Origin of the sequence: Paraliobacillus salinarum (assembly GCF_014083865.1) — a bacterium.
Lineage (GTDB): Bacteria > Bacillota > Bacilli > Bacillales > Amphibacillaceae > Paraliobacillus > Paraliobacillus salinarum.
Window position 1 is genome coordinate 78415 of sequence record NZ_JACEFA010000006.1, and the last position, 14322, is coordinate 92736.

The following is a 14322-nucleotide window of genomic DNA, read 5'->3' on the forward strand; positions in this document are numbered from 1 at the left end:
TTTTGGAGTGGTTTTTCTAATTTATCGCAGTTTTACTTTATCATGTATTTGATTATGGAGGAGGAGAGGAAATGTCCCATATTATCAGTGCTTTAACGATTGCAGGAACAGACCCAACAGGTGGTGCTGGCATTCAAGCTGATTTGAAAACCTTTCAAGAACGGGAAGTTTACGGTATGAGTGTGCTAACATCTGCCGTTGCTCAAAATACGCAAGGGGTACAGGCTGTGCATCATTTACCAATTGATTTTATTGAAAAGCAGTTAGATGCTGTTTTTCAAGATATTAAACCTTACGCAATTAAAACAGGTATGATCTCAACAATTGATATGATGGAGCTTATTGCAAAATATGTGTCCACAGAGAGTATACCGTATGTCATTGATCCAGTAATGGTTTCTACTAGTGGAGATGCATTAATGGAAGAGAGCTCCCGTCAAGTTATTCGCGATGTTTTAATACCTAAAGCAACGGTTGTCACACCAAATATTCCTGAGGCTGAAATCTTAGTAGACTTTACGATTCAAAACGAAGAAGATATGAAAAAAGTAGCAAAAGTCATTGTAGAAGAACTAGGTGCAACATCTGTCGTTGTGAAAGGTGGACATTTAGATGGAAAAGCAGTTGATGTATTTTATGATAGAGAATTTCATTTTCTAGAGGCCGATCGAATTAACACGAAGCATACGCATGGAACTGGCTGTACCTTCTCAGCCGCGATTACAGCTGAGCTCGCCAAAGGGAAATCAACGCTAGAAGCAGTAAAAGTTGGGAAACAATTTATTACTGATGCAATTCAATATCCATTAAATATTGGGAAAGGAAATGGCCCAACGAATCATTGGGGCTACCGATTAAAAGGACTACCAAATCAAGGGGAGGAATGAACATGAGTCTAACAACACTGATTAATGACGTTCGTCGGAAAAATCCGTTGGTGCATAATATTACAAACCAAGTAGTGATTAATTTTACAGCGAATGGACTGTATGCACTAGGTGCTTCACCAGTGATGGCTAATGCAATAGAGGAAGCGGGGGACATGGCAGGGAATGCAGATGCCTTGCTATTAAATATTGGTACATTAACGAGTGACCAAGTGGATGCGATGATTGAAGCAGGAAAAGCAGCCAATGCAAAAGGTATACCAGTTGTCTTTGATCCAGTCGGAGTAGGTGCGACACCTTTTCGAAATCAAGTAGCATCACAAATTCTAAATGAAGTGAAGATAACACTGGTCCGTGGCAATGCTGGTGAAATTAGCCAACTGGCAGGATTAGAAGCCCAAGTTCGCGGAGTAGATTCATCGGGTTCCTTTGACAATAAATCAATTGCACGTCAAGCAGAGCAAACCTTGGGCATTCCTGTATTGGTGACCGGAGAAAAAGATGTGATCACGGATGGTAAAGCTTTATTTGAAGTGTCAAATGGTACGCAGCTATTGACGAAAGTAACAGGAACAGGCTGTTTACTAGGTGCTGTTATTGCAGCATTTTTAGCAACAGGTGAGGATATTGTTAAATCAGCAACCGCTGCCGTTGTTTATTACAATGTTGCTGCAGAAAAAGCTGCTCAACAAGCGAAAGGCCCAGGTAGCTTTCAACTTGCATTTTTAGATGCGCTAGCGTCAACTACAAGCGAGGACGTTTCAAGACATGCGAAAATAAAGCATCATATTTTAGGTGAGGGATAAAAAATGTTTCAGAGAGAGGATTTAGCAGTTTATTTTATTATGGGTAGTAATAATGTTGGAGATCAAGGCCCACTAAAGGTATTGCAAGCTGCACTGGATGGTGGTATCACAATGTTTCAATTTAGAGAAAAGGGAGACGGTGCACGAATTGGCAAAGATAAACGTTTATTAGCAGAGGAAATGAAAACATTATGTAAGGAATACGATGTCCCATTTATTGTGAATGATGATGTCGACCTTGCGATAGAGGTGATGGCAGACGGTGTGCATGTTGGGCAGGAAGACGCAGCGATTGATGAAGTAAAGCAACGTTGCCCAAGCTCATTTATTATTGGAGTGTCTGCGACAAATATAAAAGAAGCGGAGCAAGCGGCTAAGTCTGGTGCAGATTATATTGGCGCTGGGCCTGTTTTTGCTACAGGCACAAAAAAAGATGCCAAGGAACCGATTGGTTTAGATGGACTAAAAGAAATGAGGCAGCGAATTGGTGATACACCGATGGTAGCGATTGGTGGTATTGATGCGTCTCACGTAGCTGCGATTCGAGCTGCTGGAGCGGATGGCGTTTCCGTGATTTCTGCTATTAGTTTAGCAGAGGATCCAGCTAGCGCTGCAAGGAGATTGCATATGTAAAACATGAGGTAAGGAGTAGTAAAAGCGCAGACTAGTAAAGTCTGTGCTTTTACTAACGTCTTAATTTTAGTCTTCATTCAAAACTTGTAACATGTAATGAAGCCATTAACCAATACATTCTTAATTAAAAAATTGAGGTAAATAATCTTTATGTGCTTCTAGCATTTCATCTAAAATTAATTTTGCTTTTTTATCATCTGTAATGAGTGGATTAATGCATAGCGCCAAAAGAGCTTTGTCGTAAGATCCTGTAACTGCAGCATCAACTGTTGTTAATTCAAAAGATTTTATTTGCTGAACAAGGCCTTGAACCGATATTGGTAAAGGGCCGACCGATAATGGTATTGGTCCGTTTCTTGTAACTATACAATTAACCTCTACAACAGTATCATCAGGTAAAGAAGAAATAGCTCCATTGTTTTTTGTATTTAATGTTTGAATATCTCGTTTGTCTGTGTATATAGAAGAAATAAGATTACAAGCTGTGTCGCTATAATAAGCGCCACCACGTTTTTCTAATTGTGGCGGTTTAATATCTAAATGTTTATCTTTATATAACTCAAATAATTCTGCTTCTGTTTCTTTTACTACTTCCGCTCGTGTTTTGCCTTGATTAAATTCTAGTATTTCTTTTTTCAGCATAGCTTCTGTTTTATAATAATATCTATGATAGGGACTAGGTATTGCTTGCAACGCATTTAGGAAGTCCTTATCCCAAGGAAGCGGTGCAATATTTTTCATTGATAACTGATTTTCCGCAGAAGACATTAGCTCTATTACATCTTTAATTTTAGAAACACCATTTACTTGTATATCAAGGCCGTATAACATATGGTTAAGACCACCGAATGTTATATGAACATCTTCAGGGTCTACTTGTAACAAAGAAGCGATAGAGTATGTCATATTAATTGGGACATTACATACACCGATTACTTTTTTGTGTTCACTATGTTTTAAAAGTGCTTCTGTCACCATGCCTGCAGGGTTGGTGAAATTAATTAGCCAAGCTTTGGGACATAATCGCTGTATATCTTTAGCGATATCTAATAGTACAGGAATGGTTCTTAATGCTTTAAACATTCCACCCGCTCCATTAGTTTCTTGTCCGATCATTCCATGTTTTAAAGGTATTCTCTCATCTTTAATCCTGGCATCTAGTAAACCTACACGAATTTGAGTCGTAACAAAGTCAGCATTTTTTAATGCTTCTTTTCGATCAAGTGATAAATGAATTTGAATAGGTAACCCGGATCTTTCTACCATTCTTTTAGCCAAATGACCAACGATTTCTAATTTTTCTTTACCATTTTCAATGTCGACAAGCCATAATTCTCTAACAGGTAATTCGTCATATCGTTTGATTAGCCCCTCAACAAATTCAGGTGTGTAACTAGAGCCTCCCCCGATTGTTACAATTTTTATTCCTTTCTTATCCAATTAAATCACCACCAAAGACAAAGGTCATCAGTGCGCTGGAAGTTACCCCGATGATAAGAGATAATACGATGCGCTTCATAAGCAATGGTTTATCTTCTTCTTTTGCATCAATTTTTAGTAGTACAAGCATACTGCCTGCCGTTGCTCCAATAGTAGTTGCAATAAAATAACTCATTACTGCTGATAAGCCAATGGATTGTAAAGGTGCAGTTAATGTAAGTAAGCTTATTAACATGATAATCATAAATATAAAAACACCTTTAAAGCTTATCCGTGGAATTAATAGTTGTTTGCTCATTTCTGTCCCTCCTAAAAAAGATAATGAAGATGCTAACACCTTCATTATCTTGACTATAAATTTTAATTCTGTACAGTATTTGTACTATCGTCCTGTTCCATAGCTATCATCTTCTTATCGTATAAACGGAAAAACGGAAGATAAATCAAAACAGAAATAGTGATGTTTACTAGAACTAACACTACTGCTCTCCAATCACCACCGGTAGATAGGTATGCTCCGATTGGTGCTGGCAGTGTCCAAGGCGGCATAATGTAAGTCGGTGTTATCCAACCAAATGATACAACGAAATAAGACAATGTTGCAGTAATTAAAGGTGTAACGATAAAAGGTATAATTAATAATGGATTAAGTACAATTGGCATACCAAATATTACAGGCTCGTTAATATTGAATAAACTTGGTACGATAACCGTTTTACCAAGGTTTTTCATATATTTTGATCGGGCGAATAATAACATAGCGATAACTAATCCTAATGTAGCCCCAGATCCGCCAATCCAAATAAACCACTGATAAAATGTTTCTGGTGCAATATGAGGTAATGTAGCTGCCCCGTTTGCGGCGGCTTCTGAGTTGTTGACTAGATATACTTCCCATAGAGGTCTTGCTACGGATCCAACTACAGATACACCATGAATACCAAAAGACCAGAAAAAAGTAATAAGAAATACAGGTACTAATACTCCAAATAAACTATCTCCTGCTGTAACTAAAGGTGCTGCAATCTTATCAACTAGGTGGTGAAGATTCACACCCATTACTACAGTAATTAATGTCATTAAAAAGATAACGATGGCTACAGGGATCAGTGCTTCAAAAGATCTTGATACAGATGAAGGTACCTGCTCAGGAAGCTTGATTGTTATTCGTTTCTGTTTACAGACCCTGAAAATTTCAACAGATATTATGGAAACAATTATAGTTACAAATAACCCGTGTCCCCCCAAATATTGCATTGGTAAAACAAAGCCTAATTCCTCTACAACTGACGGAGTGATGGTAAGTAATAGAGCTGCTACAGCAATTTGTGCACCAGATAAAGGATCAACCTTGTATGACTTAGCTAGATTGTACCCTATTCCAAATGCTACGTATAATGACATGATAAACATCGTCATTCTGTAAGGAATCAGTATATCAGCGGCGTGTTCTGCTGCCCACTGTGTTATAGCCCAGCTTTCGGGTAACGGAGGGAAAGCAAAAATTAAGAAAAAAGAACCTACGATAATAAAAGGTAAAGAAGATATAACACCATCTCTGACTGCTAGTAGGTGTCTTTGTTCTGAAAGTCGTGCCATAGGTGCAGATAAGTTATTCTCTAAAAAATTCACAAATTTACTCATGATTTTGTACCTCCTATACTATTCTACTAATTCGTTTAATGTTTTATATAGAAGTGGTCCGCCCATAGGTGTATATGCTTGAGGCGGAATCGCTTCACAAGGTACACCTGCTTCTGTTGCTTGTTGATTGATCTGTTTAAATCGATGTCTAATTTGTGGGGCTACCATGCATACATCCCAATTATTATTAATCTCTTCGGCAACTTCATTGGATCCAATCGCGTGGACATGGAGATCTTGCCCATGTTTTTTCCCTTCTTCTTTAAGTGCTTTAACTACAATTGCACTAGACATGCCGCCTGCGCAAACAAATAGTACGTTCATTTCCCCCATCTCCTTTAAATAATGTATTAATCATTTCTTCGCGATGTTGCATCGTGTGTATCAAAGATATAGTTGTAAATTTTATCGCCTTTACGAATACAAATACCTGTGAACAAAGTATCTACTATTGCTAATTGTGTAAGTCTAGCTGCTGTTGTTCCGATACGAATACTTTGCTCTTCTAGTGATGTATCAAGGATTACATTTGCCTTATTGCGAGCTTTTGATTTCTTTTTCTGTGTTAAAAGAATTGCTGGTGTGCCTCTTTCTTTTGCAACTGTCAATAATTCTAGAACTTCTTTTGTCTCACCTGAGGTACTTACTACAAATAAAACATCATCCTTGTTCATATTAGCCGCGCTCATCATTTGAACATGGATATCTTGATGATGTGAGGCTGTTATATTAATTCGTAATAATTTCAACGTGAAATCCTGTGCGACAATTGAAGAACCCCCTGCACCATAGAGATATACTCTATTTGCAGAATGAATTAAATCGATTGCTTTTTCCAACTCCTCAATAGATAAAAGTTGTGATGTGTTTTGCAAGGCTTGACTTGATCTAGAAAATATTTTGTTTACTAGATCTTGTGTATCATCTTCTAACTGAATTGGTGAATCATAAAAAGGCTCTTCTTTGTTAAAGTCTAGATCCTTTGCAAGTGCAATCTTAAAATCTGTAAAACTGTTTATTCCAATTCGTTTGCAAAATCTAATTATCGCCGCTTCACTAGTGCCAGTTTGAACTGCTAAATTTTTTGTGGTCAGAGAAACTACAATACTTGGATTTTCTAAAATGAAATCTGCGACAACTTTCTCTGTTTTTGTAAATTCATTTTGGTAAGATTTAACAATAGATAGAACTTGAACCACAAACACCTCCTTCATGCAAATTATTTGAAAAGGCTTTCAACAATTTGTATTATAAAACAAATGAAAAATAAATTCAATATTTTTATAAAAAATAATGAAATAAAATTTTAAAATGTGTTATCATAAAAGTATGAATTGATAAAAGGAGGATGAAAGATGGATACAGAAACGTCTATTTTTACAATTATTTCTTACGGTGGAGATGCAAAAGCTATTGCCTATGAAGCATTAGAAGCATCTTATGATGGAGATTTTGAATTAGCAGCAGAAAAAATAAAAGAAGCAAATAATAAGCTTACTGAAGCGCACAACACGCAAACAAAATTAATTCAATCTGAAATTAATGGAGAAAAAGTGGATATGTCTTTGCTAATGGTTCATGCACAGGATCACTTAATGACTTCAATAAGTGAGATTAGTTTGATCGAGAACATGATAAAGATGCAGCAAAGAATATTTATGCTTGAATCAAACTTAAAGGAGGACTAATTCATGAAACGTCTTGGTATTTCTATTTATCCTAATCATTCAAACGTAGAAGAAGATATAAATTATATTAAAAAAGCAAGTGACTACGGATTTAGTCGCATTTTTACTTGTTTATTATCTGTAGATGAAAATAAAGATCAAATAATAGATGATTTTAAACAATCTATTACATTTGCAAAAGAATGTGGAATGGAGGTCATTTGTGATATTAGCCCACGTATTTTTAACGAGCTTGATATCTCATATAATGATCTATCTTTCTTTGAAGATTTAGGTGTAGACGGTATTCGCCTTGATCTTGGTTATACTGGCAACGAAGAAGCTCAAATGACGTATAACCCATATGATCTTTATATAGAGATTAATATGAGTAACGCTACTAATTATTTAGAAAATATAATGAGTTATCGTCCTAATAATCAAAAGCTTATTGGTTGTCATAATTTTTATCCGCATAATTACTCAGGGCTATCTTATGACTTTTTTATAGCGTGTAGTGAGAAATTTAAGAAGCATGGGTTAAGAACGGCAGCTTTTGTTTCTTCGCATTCAGCTAGTTTTGGACCGTGGCCAATTATGGAAGGGCTACCAACGCTTGAAATGCACCGAGAATTACCTATAGATGTTCAGGCAAAACACTTATTTGCAACGGGATTAATTGATGATGTTATAATTAGTAACTGTTATGCTTCAGAAGAAGAAATGCTTGCACTTAGAAAAATCAATCGAGAAAAAATCACTTTAAATATTTTATTGGAAGAAGCAACGACATCATTAGAAAAGAAAATTGTACTTGAAGAACCACATTTTTATCGTGGAGATGTATCTGAATATATGATTAGATCTACTCAAAGTAGAGTGAAGTATAAAGGAGAGGATTTCCCTCCACATGGTACTCGCGATATTAAACGTGGGGACATAATGATAGAAAATGATCTATATAGACAATACAAAGGTGAATTACAAATAGCTTTAAAAGATATGAAAAACTCAGGCAAAACAAATGTTGTAGGTAGAATTAAAGAAGAAGAAATATTTTTACTAGATTACTTTAAGCCGTGGGATAAATTCGCTTTTTCTGAATTTGATAGGTGATGATATGTATATCATTGGGATTGATGCTGGAGGCACGAAAACCTTTGGTGCGGTCGTGTCGAAGCAAAAGGAGCTTTTAGTAGAAAATATAGCAGGTCATGGGAATGTATCTGTTGATTATCATGTTGCAATAAATAATATTAAAAGGACGATTGATTCTTGTCTGCATACTGAGTACAAAAGTCAATGTGTAGGAATTGTAGCAGGTATTGCGGGAGTTGGACAAGGTGACTTAAAGAATACTGTTAAAGAAGATTTGGAAAAGCAATTTATGCTACCTGTTCATGTGCTAACCGATGTTGAGTTAGCTTACTATGCTTTACATGGTAATTCGGATGGGATACTAACCGTTGCGGGCACAGGTTCTGTAATTATTGCAAAGAATAGAAATGAATTTTATTCTGTCGGTGGATGGGGACATTTACTTGGTGATGAGGGTAGTTCATATCATATTGGAATGTTAGCGCTTAAAGAAATAGCAAAAGAATTTGATCAGGGTGGACTTTCCTCCTCTTTCACATCCAAGGTAGCTTTGATCTGTGGGGTTAAGTCTTCAAATGATCTTAAACGTTTTGTGTATTCAAATAAAAAGGATAAAATAGCCTCCTTGTCTGAAGATGTTGCAAAATTAGCTTCTAAAAATGATAAGTTTGCTTATTCTTTGTTTGAAGAAGCTGCGGAATCATTAGCAGTTCAGACGATGACCTTAGTAAAACAGGTAGGATTTAAGAGTAGTATTTCTGTAGTATGTATGGGTAGCCTTTTAGTTAAAAATCAACTCATACAATCTTTATATAAAGAAAAGCTTATAAAACTAGGCTTGGACGTATCTTTTCGTGTGTCAGAGGAACAAGTTGTTGTAGGGGCTTGGCCAGCTTGGGAAAATGCAGAGGAGCGGTTAATTTGAGTTTGCTTATAGTAGGATTAATGTCAGGGACTTCTTTAGATGGTATAGATGCTGCTTTAATTAAAGTAGATGGTTACGGGAGCAAAACTAAATTAGAAATTTTGGAAACAAATGAACTACCGTTTAATTCCAGAATGAAAGAAAAATTACTTCAAGCTAGTAATAAAGACACTTCAAATGTTGAACAACTATGCAGCCTTAATTTTGAAATTAGCTATTTATATGCTGAGGCAGTAAAGAAAGTTTGTAACAAAGCCAATCTTCCACTGAGTAAATTAGATTTAATTGGATCACATGGGCAAACACTTTATCATATGCCAAAAGGTAATAATGACCTTGTTCGTTCTACTTTACAAATTGGTGACGCATCTGTACTGGCTTATGAAACAAACACGATGGTTATCTCCAATTTTAGGAGTATGGACATTGCTGCTGGAGGAGAAGGTGCTCCATTAATTCCTTATATTGACTATTTATTGTTTCACAACGAAGAACGAGGAAGAGTGCTACAAAATATCGGTGGAATAGGAAATGTCACTGTTGTGCCTGCTAATAGTACGTTAAACAAAATTATTGCGTTTGATACCGGTCCTGGGAACATGATTATAGATGCGATATGTAAAGAGAGACTGAATGTGAATTTTGATAAAGATGGGGAAATAGCATCTAGGGGAGTAGTAAACAAGGATCTTATAGAAAAGTGGTTGACACATCCTTTCTTTAGAAAGCAACCACCAAAGTCAACAGGAAGAGAAGATTTTGGTGTACAGTATGCAAATGAGATTCTAAAAGAAAACCATTCAATGTCGACGGAAGATATTGTTGCTACTGTGACTTACTTAAGTGCATGTTCTATAGCAAATGCTTACAAACATTTCATATTACCATACTATCAAATTGATGAAGTACTAGTAAGTGGTGGTGGTGCAAACAATAAAACAATGCTTCAAATGTTGCAAGAGTTATTGCCTGAACTAAATGTAACAACGACTTATAGGCTAGGTATATCAGAAGATTATAAAGAAGCGATTGGTTTTGCACTACTTGCAAATGAAACATACCATAAACAATACGCTAACGTACCAAGTGCAACTGGCGCAAGAGAAGCTGTAATATTAGGGCAATTCACTTTACCCCCTAAATAGAATTTAAAAGATTACTGTTTTAAAACAAAAGATACCGGAGGAAGGATATATGTGTGGGACAAATAAACAATTATCAACAGAAATGAAGAATGAAAAGGCTGAGAATCTTCATGAATACTCTACTAAACAAATCGTTCAGTTAATGAATGAAGAAGATAAAAAAGTAGCGTTAATAGTAGAAGAAGCGTTGCCACAAATAGAAAAAGCAATTGTTTCGACAGTTAGAGCGGTTGAAGGGGGACATCGTGTCATTTATTTTGGTGCGGGTACAAGTGGCAGACTCGGAGTATTAGACGCATCCGAATGCCCTCCTACCTTTGGTGTAAGTACAGACCTTTTTCAAGGAGTAATTGCAGGAGGCGATCGAGCCTTGAGACACGCAATAGAAGATGCTGAAGATAGTGAAGCTTCGGGTGCGAAGGATGTTATGAGATATGTTCATCCGGGAGATGTCGTCATAGGGATTGCAGCAAGTGGTTATACGCCTTATGTGCTAGGAGCTATGAAGCAAGCGAGAAAAACAGGAAATGAAACAATTGGAATTTCATGTAATGGGGGTACGGAGTTATCTAATTTGGTGGATTTTCCAATTGAGTTAATCGTAGGGTCAGAAATATTAACTGGATCAACTAGACTCAAGGCAGGAACATCACAGAAAATGGTGTTGAACATGATATCTACTGCAACCATGATACAAACTGGGAAAGTATACAAAAATCTAATGGTAAATGTGCAGGCGACTAACAAAAAATTGAGAAATCGCTCCATTGAGATTATAAAAGATATAGCAGATGTAGATGAGGATACAGCAAGAAAAGTGAATGAAGAAGCGGATGGAGATGTAAAAGTTTCTATTCTAGTATTATTATTAGGAATTTCTGTAGATCAGGCAAAAGTGAAATTAGAAGATTGTAAAGGTAATATAGCAAAGGCGCTGTCTGTTTAATATAAATTAATTAAAATTAAAAAACACTTCCCAAAAGATATTAAGCACACTTAATTTATGCTGTTATGGATTAAGTGTGCTTTTTGAGATCTATTTAAACATATACCGAATCCCTTTACCGGCAAGTGGTTCATCTTCATATCTAGGTAACACATGAAAATGCGAGTGGAATATGTGCTGCCCTGCAACTGCGCCACAATTCCATCCAAGGTTATATCCTTGAGGTTGATAGGTTTTGTCTAAGTAAGTTTTTACTTCTTGGAGCAATGTATAGGTTGCATCCCATTCCTCACGTGTTAAATCAAATGCTGTTTCTCTATGCTTCTTAGGCACAATTATTCCTGCACCTTTAAGTTTAGTTCGTTTTTCTTTCGCTTGATCTAGTTGTAAAAACATACAATGTGTATTACTCATAATCACATTTTGAGATGGTTCTAATTCTGGATAGCAAAATAAGCAATCTTTCATTTCGAATCTCCCTAGGCAAATAGTATAAGATAATACAAATCTTTTATAATGATGGTGGACTATCTGGTATGGTATTGGCAAGTATGATATAAATAAGCAAATTTAATGGTAAGATAATAAAGAGTATTCTTATTCCGAGAGAAGAGATACCGAAAAATTCAGCAATTCCACCACAAACACCAGATATAGCCCTGTCTTTATAAGACCTTCGTAATTTATTCTGCATAACTATTCCCCTTTTCACTTATTTTAGTTAAGCGGACTAAGCATGTCACAAGGACGACCAGATTTAATTAGTTTTCCTTTTTGTAGGATGACCATTTTGTCAGCTAATGTTCTAGCATCATTTTCATCATGTGTAACAAAAATAGAGGTTATGCCAGTCTTTTTAAGAATTAGTCTTAGTTCTTCTCTAATTTTATATTGTAGGTTGGCATCTAGGTTGCTAAATGGTTCATCGAATAACAAAAGAACAGGATTGGGAGCTAAGGCTCTTGCTAAAGCGATTCGTTGTTGCTGGCCACCACTTAATTCATGTGGATAGCGCTTTTCGTAATCTGTTAAGTTTACTAGCTCCAGCATCTCATTTAATCGCTGCTTTTTCTCTTTACGTCCACCTTTTTTTAAACCAAATGTAATATTTTGAGCAACCGTCATATGTGGAAATAATGCATAATCTTGAAAGACCATCCCAATACCTCGTTTTTCTGGTAAAACAAATGTATTATCGTTAGATAGAACAGCATCGCCAACGGTAATAGAACCAGCAGTAGGAACTTCTAAACCAGCGAGTAATCGAAGGATAGTACTTTTCCCACTACCACTTTCTCCAAGGATGGATAGAATTCCTCCTTTTTCTAAATCAATTGTAAAATGATCTACTGCCAGTTTGCTTGATTTATTATATGCAAAGCAAAGGTCTTTAATTTGAATGTACATTACGATTGCTCCTTTTCCATAATATAATGTAGAAAAAAGATAAAAATGACACTAATCATAACGATAACAATAGAAGGCATCGCAGCTTCTTGGATCATTTCATTTCCTGCGTATTGAAAAGCTTTGGTTGCGAGTGTTTCAAAATTGAATGGCCTAAGTATCAATGTTAGTGGCAATTCTTTAATAATTTCAACCCATGATAAAATCAGTGCACTAAATACAGCACCTTTGATTAGTTTAAGGTCCACTTTGAAAAAGGTTTGAGTAATGCTCATTCCCAACATTCGAGAAGCTTCAGTGAAATGATTTCCGTGTTTTGCATAACCAGCTTCAATCGAGTTATATCCAATTGCTAAAAAGCGTATCACATATGCAAAGAATAACAATAAAAGGCTTGTGCTTAAAGATACTTTTAGGTTTAACCCGACAAAGTCATAAAAGGATATAAGTAATTTGTCTAATCCAATGAAGATAATAAGTACCCCAATGGCAATGACTGCACCTGGTATTGAATAACCAAGAACGACGAGCCTTGCTGCAATTTTTGACAACAATCCTTTACTTAGTCTGGTGAAATTACCTATTACCAAAGCAATGATAACAATAACTACAGATCCAACACTTGCTACAAAAATAGAGTTCTTTATTGTCTCAAAAAACTCTCTATAGGAAACGGTATCATAAGCCATGAACACCCAAATAATCAGCTGTAAAAATGGAATTAAAAATGCAAATGTAAAAACACCTCCACAATAAAGGGATGTTGTTACTGCTTTCCAGCCAGTTAACTTAATAGGCTTTAATGGGCTGATTTTAGTAGTCGTCGAGCTGTATTCCTTTCTTCCACGTAATATTTTCTCCATGATTAGAAGAAAGAACACAACGGCCATCAGTGTCCCGGCTAATTTTATAGCGGATTCAAGATCACCTAATCCAAACCAGGTTTGAAAGATAGATGTACTGAGTGTTTGAATGCCGAAGTATTTGACAACGCCGTAATCATTTAAAAATTCTAAGATGACAAGACTTACTCCACCGACTATTGCAACACGAGAAATTGGCACAACGATACGAAAGAAAATTTCTACGGAATTCCTACCTAGCAATCGTGCATTTTCGATCAGAGAGGCAGATTGCTTTTCAAGAAAAGTACGTGTAATCATAAACACATAGGGAAATAAGAATATCGTATATATGAAAATAGCCCCTGGAATGTTCATGATATCAAAATAGCGTTGATTCACATCAATTCCGAATGAATTACGTAATGTTGTTTGAATGATTCCTGTATAGTTTAATAATCCGTGATATGTGTATGCTCCTATATAGGGGGGGATCGCTAATGGTAAGATTAACCCCCATTTAAAAAAACGTTTTAATGGGAAATCGTAAGCAGAAATTAGCCATGCTAAACTTACCCCAATTATTATTGTAAGCGCGCCAATGGAAAGCAGCATGATAAGTGTAGTAATTAAGTAATCTTGTAGCATATATGTTTTAATATGTTCCCAATTCTGATTAGGTTCAGAGAATAATCGGAAAAGAATGTTTACGTTTGGAAGAAGTGTTATAAAAACGAATAACACCGTTAATATGGACCAAACATTCATATGAATAAATAGTTTGTGAACGCGTTTAATGGTAGACACACCCTCGTCAATCTAAGTTAAACAATTATTTTTCTAGTAAAGTGTATGACTGTTAGTAGAATATTGCAAGCAAAT

The 14322-nt window shown here is 36.0% G+C and carries 17 protein-coding genes; 8 read left to right on the forward strand and 9 right to left on the reverse strand.

Annotated features, from left to right (window positions below):
• The first annotated feature begins 71 nt into the window (after positions 1-71).
• The 3 genes from thiD to thiE are packed head-to-tail and all read left to right on the forward strand — an operon-like array spanning position 72 to position 2326.
• Entirely contained in the window at positions 72-887 is an 816-nt protein-coding gene (gene thiD, locus HP569_RS08050) for a bifunctional hydroxymethylpyrimidine kinase/phosphomethylpyrimidine kinase (RefSeq protein ID WP_182200656.1), read from the forward strand.
• Positions 884-1693, forward strand: coding sequence for a hydroxyethylthiazole kinase (gene thiM, locus HP569_RS08055; protein ID WP_182200657.1), 810 nt, complete (start codon positions 884-886; stop codon positions 1691-1693). The genes thiD and thiM overlap by 4 nt, the downstream gene beginning before the upstream one ends.
• 3 nt (positions 1694-1696) lie before the next feature.
• Positions 1697-2326: a thiamine phosphate synthase gene (gene thiE / locus HP569_RS08060; RefSeq protein WP_182200658.1), complete on the forward strand. Its 630-nt coding sequence runs from the start codon at positions 1697-1699 to the stop codon at positions 2324-2326.
• A 120-nt stretch (positions 2327-2446) separates the two neighbouring features.
• On the opposite strand, the gene HP569_RS08065 is transcribed toward thiE, so the two are convergent.
• The 5 genes from HP569_RS08065 to HP569_RS08085 all read right to left on the reverse strand — a co-directional run bounded on the left by HP569_RS08065 (position 2447) and on the right by HP569_RS08085 (position 6609).
• Positions 2447-3766, reverse strand: a complete 1320-nt coding sequence (locus tag HP569_RS08065) for a 6-phospho-beta-glucosidase (protein WP_182200659.1) — start codon at positions 3764-3766, stop codon at positions 2447-2449.
• Complete coding sequence (locus tag HP569_RS08070) at positions 3759-4064, reverse strand: hypothetical protein (protein WP_182200660.1); 306 nt, start codon at positions 4062-4064, stop codon at positions 3759-3761. Before HP569_RS08070 ends, HP569_RS08065 begins: the two co-directional genes overlap by 8 nt.
• A 62-nt stretch (positions 4065-4126) precedes the next feature.
• Positions 4127-5410, reverse strand: coding sequence for a PTS sugar transporter subunit IIC (locus tag HP569_RS08075; protein ID WP_182200661.1), 1284 nt, complete (start codon positions 5408-5410; stop codon positions 4127-4129).
• A gap of 18 nt (positions 5411-5428) precedes the next feature.
• On the reverse strand, positions 5429-5734 hold the full coding sequence (locus HP569_RS08080) for a PTS sugar transporter subunit IIB (RefSeq protein WP_182200662.1): 306 nt from the start codon (positions 5732-5734) through the stop codon (positions 5429-5431).
• Positions 5735-5760: 26 nt separating this feature from the next.
• Positions 5761-6609, reverse strand: a complete 849-nt coding sequence (locus HP569_RS08085) for a MurR/RpiR family transcriptional regulator (RefSeq protein ID WP_246367009.1) — start codon at positions 6607-6609, stop codon at positions 5761-5763.
• Positions 6610-6765: 156 nt separating this feature from the next.
• On the opposite strand from HP569_RS08085, the gene HP569_RS08090 reads away from it, so the two are divergent.
• From HP569_RS08090 to murQ, 5 genes are read left to right on the forward strand one after another with little or no spacing between them, the layout of a single operon-like run.
• Entirely contained in the window at positions 6766-7098 is a 333-nt protein-coding gene (locus tag HP569_RS08090) for a PTS lactose/cellobiose transporter subunit IIA (protein ID WP_182200664.1), read from the forward strand.
• A 3-nt stretch (positions 7099-7101) separates the two neighbouring features.
• Positions 7102-8193 carry a DUF871 domain-containing protein gene (locus HP569_RS08095; RefSeq protein WP_182200665.1) on the forward strand — a complete coding sequence of 364 codons (1092 nt, stop codon included), beginning with the start codon at positions 7102-7104 and terminating at the stop codon, positions 8191-8193.
• A gap of 4 nt (positions 8194-8197) precedes the next feature.
• On the forward strand, positions 8198-9100 hold the full coding sequence (locus HP569_RS08100; RefSeq protein WP_182200666.1) for an N-acetylglucosamine kinase: 903 nt from the start codon (positions 8198-8200) through the stop codon (positions 9098-9100).
• 2 nt (positions 9101-9102) lie between these two features.
• Positions 9103-10245, forward strand: coding sequence for an anhydro-N-acetylmuramic acid kinase AnmK (gene anmK / locus HP569_RS08105; protein WP_182200744.1), 1143 nt, complete (start codon positions 9103-9105; stop codon positions 10243-10245).
• 49 nt (positions 10246-10294) lie between these two features.
• The gene (murQ, locus tag HP569_RS08110; RefSeq protein ID WP_182200667.1) at positions 10295-11191 is read left to right on the forward strand and encodes an N-acetylmuramic acid 6-phosphate etherase; all 897 of its coding nucleotides are present in this window, start codon (positions 10295-10297) and stop codon (positions 11189-11191) included.
• A 90-nt stretch (positions 11192-11281) separates the two neighbouring features.
• On the opposite strand, the gene HP569_RS08115 is transcribed toward murQ, so the two are convergent.
• The 4 genes from HP569_RS08115 to HP569_RS08130 are packed head-to-tail and all read right to left on the reverse strand — an operon-like array spanning position 11282 to position 14208.
• Complete coding sequence (locus HP569_RS08115) at positions 11282-11659, reverse strand: HIT family protein (protein WP_182200668.1); 378 nt, start codon at positions 11657-11659, stop codon at positions 11282-11284.
• 43 nt (positions 11660-11702) lie between these two features.
• Positions 11703-11885: a PspC domain-containing protein gene (locus HP569_RS08120; protein ID WP_182200669.1), complete on the reverse strand. Its 183-nt coding sequence runs from the start codon at positions 11883-11885 to the stop codon at positions 11703-11705.
• 23 nt (positions 11886-11908) lie between these two features.
• The gene (locus HP569_RS08125; RefSeq protein WP_182200670.1) at positions 11909-12598 is read right to left on the reverse strand and encodes an ABC transporter ATP-binding protein; all 690 of its coding nucleotides are present in this window, start codon (positions 12596-12598) and stop codon (positions 11909-11911) included.
• The gene (locus tag HP569_RS08130) at positions 12598-14208 is read right to left on the reverse strand and encodes an ABC transporter permease (protein WP_182200671.1); all 1611 of its coding nucleotides are present in this window, start codon (positions 14206-14208) and stop codon (positions 12598-12600) included. Before HP569_RS08130 ends, HP569_RS08125 begins: the two co-directional genes overlap by 1 nt.
• Positions 14209-14322: the final 114 nt, after the last annotated feature.